The sequence below is a fragment of the Terriglobia bacterium genome, assembly GCA_020072845.1.
Taxonomy (GTDB): Bacteria; Acidobacteriota; Terriglobia; order Terriglobales; family Acidobacteriaceae; genus JAIQGF01.
The window spans coordinates 240239-253785 of the sequence record JAIQGF010000011.1; the positions used below are offsets into that span (position 1 = coordinate 240239).

The window sequence follows — 13547 nt, forward strand, 5'->3', positions numbered from 1 at the left end:
ATTCCCCAGGAAACGCAAGGTCCCTCGACTCGCGCGCCCCTTCGACTTCGCTCAGAGGCAGGCTCCTGCGGGTGCGCTCGCTCGGGATGACAACCGCAATCATTCTGGCGAGTTAGCGACCCAAGACTGACGACTGAAGACTGAAGACTGGAGACTATTTCTTCGTTCTTCCCCTGCGTCTCGGTGTCTTTGGGGTGGGTTTCTTTTCGGGCTGGGGAGCGGCGCCGATGGCTTCGACCGGAGGCTCGGAGACGAGTTTTTTGACGAAACCGGGAGGGATGGTGGCGTTCAGTTCGGCGCGATCGGGAAACTGGCTGATGCTGATGCTGTCGAAAAAGGCTTTGAGGTCGGGATCGACGGCGCCGGCCTGGGCGCGGTATTCGACGGTGCGCGCGATGGCGAGAAAGGCGTTGAGCTGGTCGGAGACATGCTGTGCGTCTTCCTGGGTGCGAGTAAAGGCGTCGGCGCGGACCTGCACCGAACCGAGATAGCGGACGGCAGCGACGATCACGGTGTCGGGCGGAAAAAACAGGTCGAAGCCGCCGGGCAGGACGAATCTCGCGTTGCCCTGCTGGTCGGCGGAGGCGGTGCGCGCCACCGCCCAGGCCAGGCTGGCGAGCGGGACGTGGCGGTAGTAGCGGCGGAGCAGATCGGGACCGCCGCCGGTGAAGGTCTCGGCGTGGCGATCAATGATTTCCTGGATGGCGAACGGGCTCTCGGCGTTGGACGAGGCCACCATGCGCTTGTTGAGCACGGCGACGCGCAGCGTCCGGCCGGGCAGCGGGATGGAGTAGATGAGGGTGTTGCCGTAGGGACGGATGGAATCGGCGGTTCTGCGGAGATAGGCGGCGAGCTTGGCGCCATCGAAGCGGCCGACAAAAACTTCCGAGTAGCGCGTTTCCGGCGGGGTCCTGGAACTGGCCAGGTCAGCCGCGGAGGGCAGGTGAACGGCGAACGCGGCCTGGTCGAGGTCGCGCTCGAACTGGAAGCCGGTGTCGCGGACGAACTGGGCGTAGTCGGGATCTATGTTTGCCGGAGCATTCTTGAACAGGCCGGCGGCGCGCAGGGGCGTCAGGTCAACGTAGAAGTAGGCGTCGGCGGCGGGCAGCAGGCGCGCGGCCTGGGGCGCGTTGCCGCGTCGCAGCAGCAGCGCGGCGGTGATGGCCGCAGCGGCTACCAGGACGACGGCAATAATGATGATGTGGCGGCGGCGCATTTGCACCATTTGTAATTTAGTAATTTGCAATTTGCAATTTAGAACGTAGTTCGTGGGTGGCAACACAGGCCGGCGTAACTTGCGACAAGGGGATTTCACAACAGTTACAGCCGCTGGATACCGCTCACTACAGCGTAGAAGTCATCGCTGAATCGGCGATCTCCGTTGAAAAATACCGAGAGATTGCGGGTCGCGGTCATGCACCGAATCACGATGTGGTCGGCTTGCAGAGGGTCGCTGAACTGGAAGCAATAATTGGTACCCGCAGTGCTCTCGACGATCTTCCGTTGCCCCAAAACGTATCCATCGGTTCTCGCGACTGTTACTACCGCTGATTCGATTTGCTGCGGCGAGACAGCGGGTAACGGCGTGTGCGGATATACGTAAACGGAAGCGTAGCGCCTGTTGATAAACGGTGCGCCAAACGAGAACGCATAGAACGAGTTATCGCCCCAGAGCCGCGAGTAGCCTTTCGGAACACGCACCCGCCACTCAGCGACCGATACCGAATTGCCTCGCATTGCGTGCCACAATGGCGGCATTAGATGGGAGATGAAGAATAGTGCGATGAGCACGGAGATGAAGAGCGCCGCGAGGCAACCTCCGACGGATCGTAATAGCCTCGTGCCATTGGGCATGCGGGACCGCCAGCCGCATTATCCTCCTGAATAACTGCTGATAACAGCACTTAGCGTAAGTTACGGCCCGAACCATTTCGGCGATTGGGTAATGCAAGAAGCTCGAAGATGGAGTCTTTCCCGGCTGGCGCTTGGCGCGTGATTTCGGTAAAATAAGTTTTGGACTGGAATTCCAGGCTTTTGCCGTCATGTCCACTCCCTTGCTGCTGATTCCGAAATAAACCCAGGCAAGCGGAAGTGTGCCGGAGGGCGGAGGCGGCGGAAGTGTGTCCGGCGAAAGAGGTTCTCTGCTTGCACGCGGAGTTCCGTTGTGATAACTTTTATAGTTTGTGCCGGGCGGCGGGAAGGATTTTGCTGGCGTAGCTCAGCTGGTAGAGCATCTGATTTGTAATCAGAGGGTCAGGGGTTCGAATCCCTTCGCCAGCTCCATAAGCACGAACAAGAAACCCAGGCGTGTGGCGGTACGCCAGGGAGTAGTCACGGTTGCGGCGCGCGCTCCTCAAGAGATCGAACTCCTACAGGATGCTTCCCGTAATGCGGTGGTGAGGCGCGGAAGTATGTTTGCGCCGAGTGCTTTTCCTTCCGCACTGGCCGACATGCACAGGTGGCCGAGCGGTTAATGGCAGCAGGCTGTAAACCTGCCGCTCCTTGGAGCTACGGAGGTTCGAATCCTCCCCTGTGCACCAGGATTAGCAAGGTGTCTCGTTTCTCGATCGCGCTGGCCGTATACGGATTGCTGGGACTGGTGGCGTGGCTGACCTTGCCGGACCAGAAAATCCGCGGCGTAACGCTGGCTTTGCTGGCGATGTTTGCGGTGAAGTCGTGGCTGCACCATCGGCGAGTGGCGCTGGAGAGGAACGAAAACAAAGGTCAGTAGCCGATGTAGCTCAGTTGGTAGAGCACTCCCTTGGTAAGGGAGAGGTCATCAGTTCAATCCTGATCATCGGCTCCAGGGATTGCAGTAGTTGCGCGGACGTCCAACAGAGAGCGGGAGTAACTCAGTGGTAGAGTCACAGCCTTCCAAGCTGTTGGTCGTGGGTTCGATTCCCATCTCCCGCTCCAGATTTTGGGTGGTGACCTGCGGTGGGTTTTGAACGGGCGGCGATTCCGGTCGAGAAGGAAAAGGAATTCGCGGAACTCCGTGGCGCGATTGAAAAGATCTTTGGCTCCGGGCGGGTAGAGAAATTTCTGGCGGCGCTGAAGAGCAAGGGCGTGCGGATACGCGATTTCGAAACGGTGCTGGCGAAGAGGATTTTGGAGAGCGCGGCGCCGGAGCTGAAGGGATGCGGGGCGCAGGCGCTGTACGAGGCGCTGACGGTACCCGACAAGGGCCAGATGCGGGAGTTCTACCTGGGGCAAGTGGAACAGGTGCCGGGGGAGTTGCGGCACAAATTTCATCACGTCTATCGAGATTCTTAGAGGCACGCAATCATGGCGAAAGAAAAATTTGCGCGCACCAAGCCGCACGTAAACGTGGGCACGATCGGTCACATCGATCACGGCAAGACGACGTTGACGGCGGCGATCACGAAGGTTTTGGGCAAGAACAATCCGAACGTGAAGTTCCGCTCGTTCGACTCGATTGACAACGCGCCGGAGGAGAAGGCGCGCGGCATCACCATCGCCACGGCGCACGTCGAGTACGAGACCGTGAACCGGCACTACGCGCACGTCGATTGCCCGGGCCACGCCGACTACATCAAGAACATGATCACCGGCGCGGCGCAGATGGATGGCGCGATCCTGGTGGTGGCGGCGACCGACGGTCCCATGCCGCAGACGAGGGAGCACGTGCTGCTGGCGCGCCAGGTGGGCGTGCCCTACGTGGTGGTATTTCTCAACAAGTGCGACGCGGTGGACGATCCGGAGCTGCTCGACCTGGTGGAGCTGGAAGTGCGCGAGCTGCTGAAGGGCTACGGCTTTCCCGGCGACGAGGTGCCGGTGATCCGCGGCTCGGCCTTGGGCGCGCTCAACGGGGAAGCCAAGTGGGAAGCGGAGATCGACAAGCTGATGGCGGCGGTGGACAAGAGCGTGCCGATGCCGACGCGTGAACTGGACAAGCCGTTCCTGATGCCGATCGAAGATATTTTCTCGATCTCGGGACGGGGCACGGTGGTGACCGGACGAATCGAGCGCGGCAAGATCAAGGTAGGCGAGGAAGTGGAGATCGTGGGGTTCCGCGAGACGCGCAAGACGGTGGTCACGGGCGTGGAGATGTTCAAGAAGCAGTTGGACGAAGGCATGGCGGGGGACAACGCCGGGCTGTTGCTGCGCGGCACGCCGAAGGAAGACGTGGAGCGCGGCATGGTGCTGGCGAAGCCGGGCTCGATTACGCCGCACACCAAGTTCAAGGGCGAAGTGTACGTGCTGAGCAAGGAAGAAGGCGGGCGGCACACGCCGTTCTTCAACGGCTATCGTCCGCAGTTTTACCTGCGCACCACCGACGTGACCGGGGTGGCGCACTTGCCGGCGGGCACGGAAATGGTGATGCCGGGCGACAACGTGAACCTGGAAATCGAGCTGATCACGCCGGTGGCGATGGAAAAGGGGCTGCGCTTTGCGATTCGCGAAGGCGGCCGCACAGTCGGCGCGGGAACGCTGACCGAGATTATTTCCTAGATCGGGTGATCCGGCGATCGGCTGATCGGGCGATCTGAAGACAAGTTTGGAAGGAAGAAGTGATGCCACGGGAAATTGTTCAGTTGCAGTGCACGACGTGCAAAGACAAGAACTACTCCACGACGAAGAACCGGAAAACGACACCGGACCGTTTGGAGATGAGCAAGTTTTGCCGGAAGTGCCGCAAGCACACCCCTCACAAAGAGGTGAAGTAGGGGCCGCAACGGATTTGTAATTTGTAATTTGCAATTTGTAATTTGCGAAAGCGGGCCGGAAGCATCGGCTCGATCAAATTACCAATTACCCAATTACAAATTACCAATGAGACAGGGGCGTAAGCTCAACGGTTAAACTGCCGGTCTCCAAAACCGGACTTGGGGGTTCGAATCCCTCCGCCCCTGCCAGTTTGCAGAGCCGGGCAGGAAACGGGTGAGCGTTCGACAAGGGCCCGCGGAAACAAGAGAAGGGCAGTAACGAATGGGAAAGTCGGCAGCAGTGACAGCGATGAGCGAAGGCAGCTTCACGGAACGAATGAAGTCCTGGCCGCAGCGCATCAAGGCCTTCTACAGCGACGTGCGCACGGAGATGAAGAAGGTCACCACGCCCAGCCGCAAGGAAGTGCAGGGCACGACGGTGGTGGTGATCATCACGGTGTTTCTGTTCGGCGCGTATTTCTGGTTAGTGGACAACACGATCGCGCGGATCATTGACACGGTCATGCGCCACTTTACCCACCGATAGTGAAGGAGTGCACGGGTCAGAGACCCGTGCCACATAAGAATGGAAGAAGAGCAGAAAAACGAAGCCAGCGCGGAACCGGTTCCTCCTCAAGCTCCGGTTGAAGCGGGCGGGGTACCGCCGGAAGGAACCGAGCCGAGCCCGATCCCGCCTCCGACGAACCCGAACATGCGGTGGTACATCATCCACACCTATTCGGGATTCGAGCGCAAGGTGAGGGAGTCGCTGGAATCGCGCAAAGCCGCGTATGGGTTGGAGCACAAGATTGGGCAGGTGGTGATCCCCACCGAGCCGGTGACCGAGATCCGCGGCGGCAAGAAGTACACCACCGAGCGGGCATTTTTGCCCGGCTACGTGCTGGTGGAGCTGGACATGGATTTATCCAGCCCGGAGGGGCAGAACCTGTGGCACGTGGTGAAGTCCACGCCGCGGGTGACCGGGTTCCTGGGGGCGGGCAATCAGCCGACGCCGATGTCGGAAGACGAAGTCAACACCATCATCTTCCGCGTCGCCGAAAGCAAGGACAAGCCGAAGCTCAAGGTCAAGTTCGAGAAGAACGAGTCGGTGCGCATCACCGAAGGGCCGTTCGCGACCTTCACTGGAATCGTGGACGAAGTGAACGAAGACCGCGAGACGCTGAAAGTAATGGTCACCATCTTCGGGCGCTCGACGCCGGTGGAGTTGGAGTTCGGGCAGGTGGAGAAAGTGGCGTAACAGTGGTCAGTGGCTAGTGGCCAGTGGCCAGAAACACCGGGCCGAAAATCTTAGACCCGGCGTAAAGCAGAGGTAGAGGCGAAATGGCGAAAAAAGTAACAGGATCAGTGAAATTGCAGATCGCGGCGGGCAAGGCGACGCCGGCGCCGCCGGTCGGCCCCGCGCTGGGCCAGGCGCAGATCAACATCATGGAGTTCTGCAAGCAGTTCAACGCGCGCACCAGCGCCAAAGAACTGGAAGGGCTCATTATCCCGGTGGTGGTGTCGGTCTATAGCGACCGCAGCTTCACCTTTATTACCAAGACGCCGCCGGCGTCGATTCTGCTGAAGCGCGCGGCCGGGATCGCCAAGGGCTCGGGCACGCCGAACAAGGACAAAGTCGGCAAAGTGACCGAGAAGCAGGTGGAAGAGATCGCGCGGCAGAAGATGCCCGATCTGAACGCGGCGTCGCTGCAAGCGGCGATCAACAGCGTGAAGGGCACGGCGCGGAGCATGGGAATTGAAATCGGGTGATCTGGTGATCGGATGATCTGAAAAACACAGCCGAAAAGGGTAGCAAGTCGAAAACACCACGGCACGGCGAGTAAGCCGTAGCGGTGGGAGACGAGGAAAAGGAAATGGCAATCAAGGCAGGAAAAAACGTTACCAAGGCGCGTGCCGCGGTCGAGAGCCGTGCGTATCGGCTGGACGAAGCGGTACCGCTGCTGCAGAAGGTGAAGTACGCCAAGTTCGACGAGACGGTGGACCTGACGATGCGCCTGGGCGTGGATCCCAAGCACGCCGACCAGATGGTGCGCGGCACGGTGGTGCTGCCGCACGGACTGGGCAAGACCAAGAAAGTGCTGGTGATCGCCAGCGGCGAAAAGGTGCGCGAGGCGGAAGCCGCGGGCGCGGATTATGTCGGCGGGGAAGACATGGTGGAAAAGATCCAGAAGGAAAACTGGGTTGACTATGACGCCGTGGTGGCCACGCCGGACATGATGAGGTCGGTGGGAAAACTGGGCAAAGTGCTGGGACCACGCGGCCTGATGCCGAACCCGAAGACCGGGACGGTGACCACGGACGTGGCGCGAGCGGTGATGGAAGTGAAGGCCGGCAAGGTGGAATTCCGCACCGACAAGACGGCGCTGGTGCACGTGCCGGTGGGCAAGATTTCCTTTACGCCGGACAAGCTGATCGAGAACGCGACGACGGTCCTGACCAGCGTGATCAGGGCCAAGCCCGCGGCCGCGAAGGGCAAGTATTTGAAGGGCGTGTACCTGAGCTCGACCATGGGCCCGGGGATCGCGATTGACACCGCGGCGGTGGAAGCGGCGGCGAAATTGTAGTTTCGAGTTTCAGTTTCAGTTTCAGTCGCCGAGGTTGAGCGTGAGCTCCCGAGCGGCGGAATCGGAAGGGATCGGACGATGGCGGTTACGAGAGCGAAAAAGATCGAGCAAGTGGAAGAGCTGAGCCAGGACATGAAGCAGGCGACGACGGCCATCCTGGCGACGTTTTCCGGGTTGAAGGCGGCGCAGACGGAAGATCTGCGCAAGACGGTGCGCGGCGCGGGCGCCAAGTTCCAGGTGGTGAAGAACACGCTGGCAGAGCGGGCGGCGCAGGGCACGGCGCTGGAGTCGGTGCTGAAGGACCTGACCGGCGTCACCTCGATCGCCTACACGACCGGGGATCCGGTCACGCTGGCCAAGGTGCTGCAGAAATACGCCAAGGACAATCCGGAGCTGAAGTTCAAGGTGGGCGTGGTGGAAGGGCGCGTGATCCAGGTGAAGGAGATCGAGGCGCTGGCGACCATGCCGTCGAAGGAAGAGATCTTCTCGAAGCTGCTCTTCCTGATCAATGCTCCGGCACAGCGGCTGGTAACGGCGATGGGCGCCGTGGGCCGCAACCTGGCCGTGGTGGTGAACCAGGGCGTGAAGGAGAACAAGTTTGCCGGTGGCGGAGAAGCTGCCGCCGGAGCGTAGGCATTTGTAATTTGCAATTTGTAATTTGTAATTTGCCGTTGGGGCGCATCGGCTCTCGACCAAATTACTCAATTACAGATTACCGATTACCAATTTCATTATCGGTTGTCAGGGGTTGCGGAACGGAAATCGTAGTCGCGTAGTCTGGCGCGACGGCGGACCCAGCCGCACTGGAAACCTGGCAAGGGATAACAGGAAATCGGGCGATCGGGTCATCTGGTGATCGGGTGATCTGAGAATCCGAAACAACTGATAACAAAAGGTGGAGACTGAAATGGCGGATCTGCAACAGTTGGAAGAGCAAATCGTAGGGCTGTCGCTGCTGGATGCGGCACAGCTGGTGAAGAAGCTGGAAGAGCGGCTCGGCGTGTCGGCGGCGGCTGCGGCCCCGGTGATGGTGGCGGGCGGCGGCGCCGGTGCAGGCGCGGTGGCGGCTGCGGTGGAAGAGAAGACCGAGTTCAGCGTCATCCTGAAGGAAGTGGGCGCGAACAAGATCAACGTCATCAAAGCGGTGCGTGAAGTCACCAGCCTGGGCTTGAAGGAAGCCAAGGACCTGGTGGACGGCGCGCCCAAGGCGATCAAGGAAGGCGTCAACAAGGAAGAAGCGGAGAACATCCGCAAGAAATTCACCGACGCCGGCGCAACGGTTGAAGTGAAGTAGAGATAGGTGTCGCCCACATCTGCCAAGAAACAGGCAGATGTGGGGCACCAAGGATCGAAGTAACTGGGCTGAGGGTGCACGGGCCGGGAGGCCGGTGCACACGAGTCAATTCTGAATCAGGACGGGGCCGGGGGACATCCAACGGAGTACACCGGCCGTGTCCTGAACAGGTGACACACAACAGGCGGGCGGTCCTCGCGGGACCGTAGGAACAGGCCAACTACTGGCGCGGAATACAAAATTTAGATAGCTGAAGTGCCGCACGCGGCGCCCACGGAGAGACTTGTCCCCGAGGGCGCTGCCGTCTTTCGTTCGCCCCGCCCAGCCGAACAGGGGCGATCAACGGGACGAAGCACGGGCGGATTCCAGGCCGCCGTTCGCAGAGCTGAGGAGTTCTAATGCCGACAAAGAAGCATAATGCTTTCCGTAAGCGCCTTGATTTTTCCAAAATACCGGCGACCATCCAGATTCCTAACCTGATCGAAGTGCAGAAGCGCAGCTACGACCGCTTCCTGCAGATGGACCGGCTGCCGAGCGAGCGCGACGACGCCGGGCTGCAGGCGGTGTTCCAGTCGGTGTTCCCGATCAGCGATTTCCGCAACGTCTCGCAGTTGGAGTTCGTGGACTACGCGATCGGCAACTGGGAGTGCAAGTGCGGACACCTGAAGGGGCTGCACCACCTGCGTACGACCTGCCGGAACTGCGGGTTCACGGTGATCACCGACCCGTTCCATCCCGGCGAGGTGCTCTGCCAAAAGTGCGGAACGTATAACGCCAACACGCCGGACTTCTGCAACAAGTGCGGCGACCCGGTGGGGCTGCAGTTGAAGTACGACGTCAGCGAGTGCGAAGAGCGGGGCATGACCTACTCGGCGCCGCTGAAGGTCACGATGCGCCTGACGATCTTCGAGAAGGACGCGGAGACCGGCAACCGCTCCATCCGCGACATCAAGGAGCAGGAAGTCTTCTTCGGCGACGTGCCGCTGATGACGGCGAACGGAACCTTCATCATCAACGGCACCGAGCGCGTGATCGTCAGCCAGTTGCACCGCTCGCCGGGGGTGTTCTTCGAAACCGCCAACAACCGCACCTACTTCCTGGGCAAGATCATTCCCTACCGCGGCTCGTGGGTGGAATTCGAGTACGACCAGAAGAACATCCTGTACGTGCGCATTGACCGCAAGCGCAAGTTCCTGGGCACCATCTTCCTGCGCGCGCTGGGCCTGCGATCCGACGAGGACATCCTGCGCACGTTCTACACCGTGGACCGGGTTTCGCTGCGCGAGAAGAAGGTCCGCTGGACGCTGGAGGCGGGCAGCGAGCGTCCCACGAACCTGCTGGGCATGAAGCTTTCGCACCGCGTCACCAACAGCAAGGGCGAGGAGATCGCGCACGCCGGACGCAAGGTGAACCACGCCCTGCTGCGGGACATCCAGAAGGCGCACGTGACCGAGATCGAGATGGACATCACGGACCTGGAGGGCGGATGGACCGCCTCTGACGTGGTGGACACCACAACCGGCGAGGTGCTGCTGGAGGCCAACAGCGAAATCACCGGCGAGCTGCTGAGCAAGTTCATGGATGCCGGCATCGCCGAGATCAGCGTGTTCTTCCCCGAGCGCGACGACGTGGGCATGGTGGTCAGCCAGACGCTGCGGCGCGATTCGGTGAAGACGCCGCAGGAAGCGCTGATCGAAATCTACCGCAAGCTGCGCCCGGGCGATCCGCCGACGCTGGATACGGCGACGTCGCTGTTCCACGGCATGTTCTTCGACGCGCGGAAATACGACTTCTCGCGCGTGGGCCGGCTGAAGTTCAACATCAAGCTGTTCGAAAAGGGCGACGCCACCAGCCTGGACGCGCGCACGCTGGAGCCGGATGATTTTTACGCCACCATCCGCTACCTGCTGAAGCTGCGCAAGAACATCGGCACGGTGGACGACATCGATCACCTGGGCAACCGGCGGGTGCGGGCGGTCGGCGAACTGCTGGAGAACCAGTTCCGCATCGGCCTGGTGCGCATGGAACGCGCCATCAAGGAAAAGATGAGCGTGTACCAGGAAATGTCGACGGCCATGCCGCACGACCTGGTCAACGCCAAGCCGGTGATGGCGGCCATCCGGGAGTTCTTCGGGTCGTCGCAGTTGTCGCAGTTCATGGACCAGACGAACCCGCTGTCGGAGATCACGCACAAGCGGCGCCTGTCGGCGCTGGGGCCAGGCGGACTGTCGCGGGAGCGCGCCGGATTCGAAGTGCGCGACGTGCACCCGACGCACTACGGCCGAATCTGCCCGATCGAGACGCCGGAAGGCCCGAACATCGGACTGATTTCGTCGCTGAGCTGCTACGCGCGGATCAACGACTACGGCTTCATCGAATCGCCGTACCGGCGGGTGAAGCAGAGCAAGGTGATGGACTTCATCACCGTGGTCAATGCCGGGGACAGCGATTACCGGGTCGGCGACCACATCGAGAAGGCGGAAGCCCACAAGGCCAATGCCGACCTGAAGGAACGGCGCAAGAAGCTGATCGATACCGAGCCGTATTCCTTCTACCTGTCGGCCTGGGAAGAGGACAAACACACCATCGCGCAGGCCAACCTGGAACTGGACGACAAGGGACGCATCGTCAACGAACTGGTGAACGCGCGCAAGGCCGGCAACTTCGTGCTGGTGTCGCGCGACGAAGTGGACTACATCGACGTCAGCCCCAAGCAACTGGTGTCGGTGGCGGCCTCGCTGGTGCCGTTCCTGGAGCACGACGACGCCAACCGCGCGCTGATGGGCGCCAACATGCAGCGGCAATCGGTGCCCCTGCTGCGGGCGGAAGCGCCGCTGGTGGGCACGGGCATGGAAGGGGTGACGGCGCGCGATTCCGGCGCGGTAGTGCTGGCACGGCGCAGCGGCCTGGTGGATTCGGTGGACTCGGAGCGCATCATCGTGCGCGTGGAGGGCGAGCATCACCCGATGCAGCTCTCGCGCGAGGTGGGCAGCGACATCTACCAGCTTACCAAGTTCAAGCGCTCCAACCAGAACACCTGCATCAACCAGAAGCCGATCGTGCGCAAGGGACAGCGGGTGATCAAGGGGCAGGTGATTGCCGACGGCCCGTGCACGGACTTCGGCGAGCTGGCGCTGGGGCGCAACGTGCTGGTGGCGTTCATGCCGTGGCGCGGCTACAACTTTGAGGACGCGATCCTGGTCTCCGAGAAGCTGGTGAAGGACGATTACTACACCTCCGTCCACATCGAGGAGTTCGAGATCGAGTCGCGCGACACCAAGCTCGGCCCCGAGGAAGTGACGCGCGACATCCCCAACGTGAGCGAGAGCGCGCTGCGCGATCTCGACGAGAGCGGCATCATCCGCATCGGTGCGACGATGAAGGCGGGCGACATCCTGGTGGGCAAAGTCACGCCCAAGGGCGAGACCCAGCTCACCCCGGAAGAGAAGCTGCTGCGCGCCATCTTCGGCGAAAAAGCCGGCGACGTGCGCGACGCTTCGCTGACCTGCCCTCCGGGCATCGAGGGCACGGTGGTGGACGTGAAGATCTTCTCCCGCAAGGGCCAGGAGAAGGACGAGCGCGCCAAGGTGATCGAGGCGGCGCAGGTGGCGAAGCTGGAGAAGAACCTGGCGGATGAAATCCGAATCCTGACCGACGAGCGCCTGAAGCGGCTGGAAGCGATCCTGGGGGGCAAGGAAGTGCAGGCCGACCTGCACGACGAGCGCACCAACAAGCGCCTGCTCACCAAGGGCACGATGCTGGACCGCGACACCATCGAGCGCATCTCGACGCGCAATCTGAAGCGCATCAAGTTCGCCGACAAGGACCCGCGGAACAACGAGCAGATCGACGAAATCGAGGAAATGACCTCGCGGCAGATCGACGTGCTGCGCAAGATCGTCCGCGAGAAGGTCGACAAGCTGCAGAAGGGCGATGAACTTCCGCCGGGCGTGATCAAGCTGGTGAAGGTGTACATCGCCATGAAGCGCAAGCTGAGCGTGGGCGACAAGATGGCCGGGCGGCACGGGAACAAGGGCGTGATTGCCCGCATCCTGCCGGAAGAGGACATGCCCTACACGGGGGACGGCACGGCGGTGGAAATCGTGCTCAACCCGCTGGGCGTTCCCAGCCGCATGAACGTGGGCCAGATCCTGGAAACGCACCTGGGCTGGGCGTCGCACGAGTTGGGCCGCAAGATCGGCGAGATGGTGACCGCCAACGGACGGGCTGAAGCCATGCGCCGCGAGTTGAAGTCGCTGTTCAAGGACACGCCGTTCAGCGAGGAAGTGAGCGACCTGGACGACGAGACGCTGGAGAACGTGGCCGAAGGCATGGGACGGGGCGTGTACTTCGCCTCGCCGGTGTTCGACGGCGCGCGCGAAAACGAGATCAAGTCGCTGCTCAACGAGGCCGCGCTGCCGGAGTCGGGCAAGACGGTGCTGTTCGACGGCATGACGGGGGACAAGTTCGAGCAGCCGGTCACGGTCGGCTACATCTACATGCTCAAACTTTCGCACCTGGTGGACGACAAGATCCACGCCCGCTCCATCGGCCCGTACTCGCTGATCACGCAGCAGCCGCTGGGCGGCAAGGCGCAGTTCGGCGGACAGCGTTTCGGAGAAATGGAAGTGTGGGCGCTGGAAGCTTATGGCGCCGCCTACATCCTGCAGGAGCTGCTGACGGCGAAGTCGGACGACGTCTATGGCCGCACCAAGATTTACGAGGCCATCGTGAAGGGCGAGGCGGCGATCGAGCCGGGCGTGCCCGAATCGTTCAACGTATTGATTCGCGAATTGCAGTCGCTCTGCCTGGACGTTGAGCTGATCAAGGTAGGCGAGCGCAAGCCGACGCAGGCGACAACGGCGGCGGCGGATTAAAAAAGAAGTGGCCAGTGGTCAGTGGCCAGTGGTCAGCCGACCCTGGTCACGCCACGACCCACACAAGTTCTGCATTTTTATGAAAACGGGGTCTGCCGGTGACGCTCCCGAAACGGCGGATCGA

Annotated in this window: 13 protein-coding genes and 5 tRNA genes; 16 read left to right on the top strand and 2 right to left on the bottom strand. The window is 61.3% G+C overall.

The features are described from left to right. Positions 1-154: 154 nt before the first annotated feature. Together LAN70_12555 and LAN70_12560 are read right to left on the bottom strand one after the other, a co-directional pair. Positions 155-1225 (bottom strand): hypothetical protein, encoded by a 1071-nt coding sequence (locus LAN70_12555; GenBank protein MBZ5511987.1) that lies wholly within the window; start codon positions 1223-1225, stop codon positions 155-157. A gap of 95 nt (positions 1226-1320) precedes the next feature. Further along, a complete protein-coding gene (locus LAN70_12560) occupies positions 1321-1854 on the bottom strand; it encodes a hypothetical protein (GenBank protein MBZ5511988.1) in 534 nt (177 codons plus the stop codon). Between the two features lie 353 nt (positions 1855-2207). Between LAN70_12560 and LAN70_12565 the strand changes: the two genes are divergently transcribed. The 16 genes from LAN70_12565 (at position 2208) to rpoB (ending at position 13423) form a co-directional block, all read left to right on the top strand. Beyond that, positions 2208-2283 (top strand) — tRNA-Thr (locus LAN70_12565). A gap of 169 nt (positions 2284-2452) precedes the next feature. Then, a tRNA-Tyr gene (locus LAN70_12570) sits at positions 2453-2540 on the top strand. Between the two features lie 11 nt (positions 2541-2551). Beyond that, the gene (locus tag LAN70_12575) at positions 2552-2731 is read left to right on the top strand and encodes a hypothetical protein (GenBank protein ID MBZ5511989.1); all 180 of its coding nucleotides are present in this window, start codon (positions 2552-2554) and stop codon (positions 2729-2731) included. Then, positions 2731-2806, top strand: a tRNA-Thr gene (locus tag LAN70_12580). Before LAN70_12575 ends, LAN70_12580 begins: the two co-directional genes overlap by 1 nt. Before the next feature lie 35 nt (positions 2807-2841). Beyond that, a tRNA-Gly gene (locus tag LAN70_12585) sits at positions 2842-2916 on the top strand. A 21-nt stretch (positions 2917-2937) separates the two neighbouring features. Beyond that, entirely contained in the window at positions 2938-3273 is a 336-nt protein-coding gene (locus LAN70_12590) for a hypothetical protein (GenBank protein MBZ5511990.1), read from the top strand. Between the two features lie 12 nt (positions 3274-3285). Further along, a complete protein-coding gene (gene tuf / locus LAN70_12595) occupies positions 3286-4473 on the top strand; it encodes an elongation factor Tu (GenBank protein MBZ5511991.1) in 1188 nt (395 codons plus the stop codon). Between the two features lie 62 nt (positions 4474-4535). Continuing rightward, positions 4536-4688, top strand: a complete 153-nt coding sequence (gene rpmG / locus LAN70_12600; protein ID MBZ5511992.1) for a 50S ribosomal protein L33 — start codon at positions 4536-4538, stop codon at positions 4686-4688. Between the two features lie 113 nt (positions 4689-4801). After that, positions 4802-4877: transfer RNA gene (locus LAN70_12605), tRNA-Trp, on the top strand. Positions 4878-4977: 100 nt separating this feature from the next. Continuing rightward, on the top strand, positions 4978-5214 hold the full coding sequence (gene secE, locus LAN70_12610) for a preprotein translocase subunit SecE (protein MBZ5511993.1): 237 nt from the start codon (positions 4978-4980) through the stop codon (positions 5212-5214). Positions 5215-5253: 39 nt separating this feature from the next. After that, positions 5254-5925, top strand: a complete 672-nt coding sequence (gene nusG / locus LAN70_12615; GenBank protein MBZ5511994.1) for a transcription termination/antitermination protein NusG — start codon at positions 5254-5256, stop codon at positions 5923-5925. An 83-nt stretch (positions 5926-6008) separates the two neighbouring features. Continuing rightward, on the top strand, positions 6009-6437 hold the full coding sequence (gene rplK / locus LAN70_12620; protein ID MBZ5511995.1) for a 50S ribosomal protein L11: 429 nt from the start codon (positions 6009-6011) through the stop codon (positions 6435-6437). 104 nt (positions 6438-6541) lie between these two features. Then, complete coding sequence (rplA, locus tag LAN70_12625) at positions 6542-7252, top strand: 50S ribosomal protein L1 (protein MBZ5511996.1); 711 nt, start codon at positions 6542-6544, stop codon at positions 7250-7252. 78 nt (positions 7253-7330) lie between these two features. Then, positions 7331-7885, top strand: a complete 555-nt coding sequence (gene rplJ, locus LAN70_12630; GenBank protein ID MBZ5511997.1) for a 50S ribosomal protein L10 — start codon at positions 7331-7333, stop codon at positions 7883-7885. A gap of 274 nt (positions 7886-8159) precedes the next feature. Then, positions 8160-8546: a 50S ribosomal protein L7/L12 gene (gene rplL, locus LAN70_12635; GenBank protein MBZ5511998.1), complete on the top strand. Its 387-nt coding sequence runs from the start codon at positions 8160-8162 to the stop codon at positions 8544-8546. Positions 8547-8944: 398 nt separating this feature from the next. After that, on the top strand, positions 8945-13423 hold the full coding sequence (gene rpoB, locus LAN70_12640; protein ID MBZ5511999.1) for a DNA-directed RNA polymerase subunit beta: 4479 nt from the start codon (positions 8945-8947) through the stop codon (positions 13421-13423). Positions 13424-13547 lie beyond the last annotated feature (124 nt).

Coding starts and splice junctions, on each gene's coding strand:
- LAN70_12555 (MBZ5511987.1), bottom strand. CDS start 1,225: ATGGTGCAAATGCGCCGCCGCCACATCATCATTATTGCCGTCGTCCTG.
- LAN70_12560 (MBZ5511988.1), bottom strand. CDS start 1,854: ATGCCCAATGGCACGAGGCTATTACGATCCGTCGGAGGTTGCCTCGCG.
- tuf (MBZ5511991.1), top strand. CDS start 3,286: ATGGCGAAAGAAAAATTTGCGCGCACCAAGCCGCACGTAAACGTGGGC.
- rpmG (MBZ5511992.1), top strand. CDS start 4,536: ATGCCACGGGAAATTGTTCAGTTGCAGTGCACGACGTGCAAAGACAAG.
- secE (MBZ5511993.1), top strand. CDS start 4,978: ATGAGCGAAGGCAGCTTCACGGAACGAATGAAGTCCTGGCCGCAGCGC.
- nusG (MBZ5511994.1), top strand. CDS start 5,254: ATGGAAGAAGAGCAGAAAAACGAAGCCAGCGCGGAACCGGTTCCTCCT.
- rplK (MBZ5511995.1), top strand. CDS start 6,009: ATGGCGAAAAAAGTAACAGGATCAGTGAAATTGCAGATCGCGGCGGGC.
- rplA (MBZ5511996.1), top strand. CDS start 6,542: ATGGCAATCAAGGCAGGAAAAAACGTTACCAAGGCGCGTGCCGCGGTC.
- rplJ (MBZ5511997.1), top strand. CDS start 7,331: ATGGCGGTTACGAGAGCGAAAAAGATCGAGCAAGTGGAAGAGCTGAGC.
- rplL (MBZ5511998.1), top strand. CDS start 8,160: ATGGCGGATCTGCAACAGTTGGAAGAGCAAATCGTAGGGCTGTCGCTG.
- rpoB (MBZ5511999.1), top strand. CDS start 8,945: ATGCCGACAAAGAAGCATAATGCTTTCCGTAAGCGCCTTGATTTTTCC.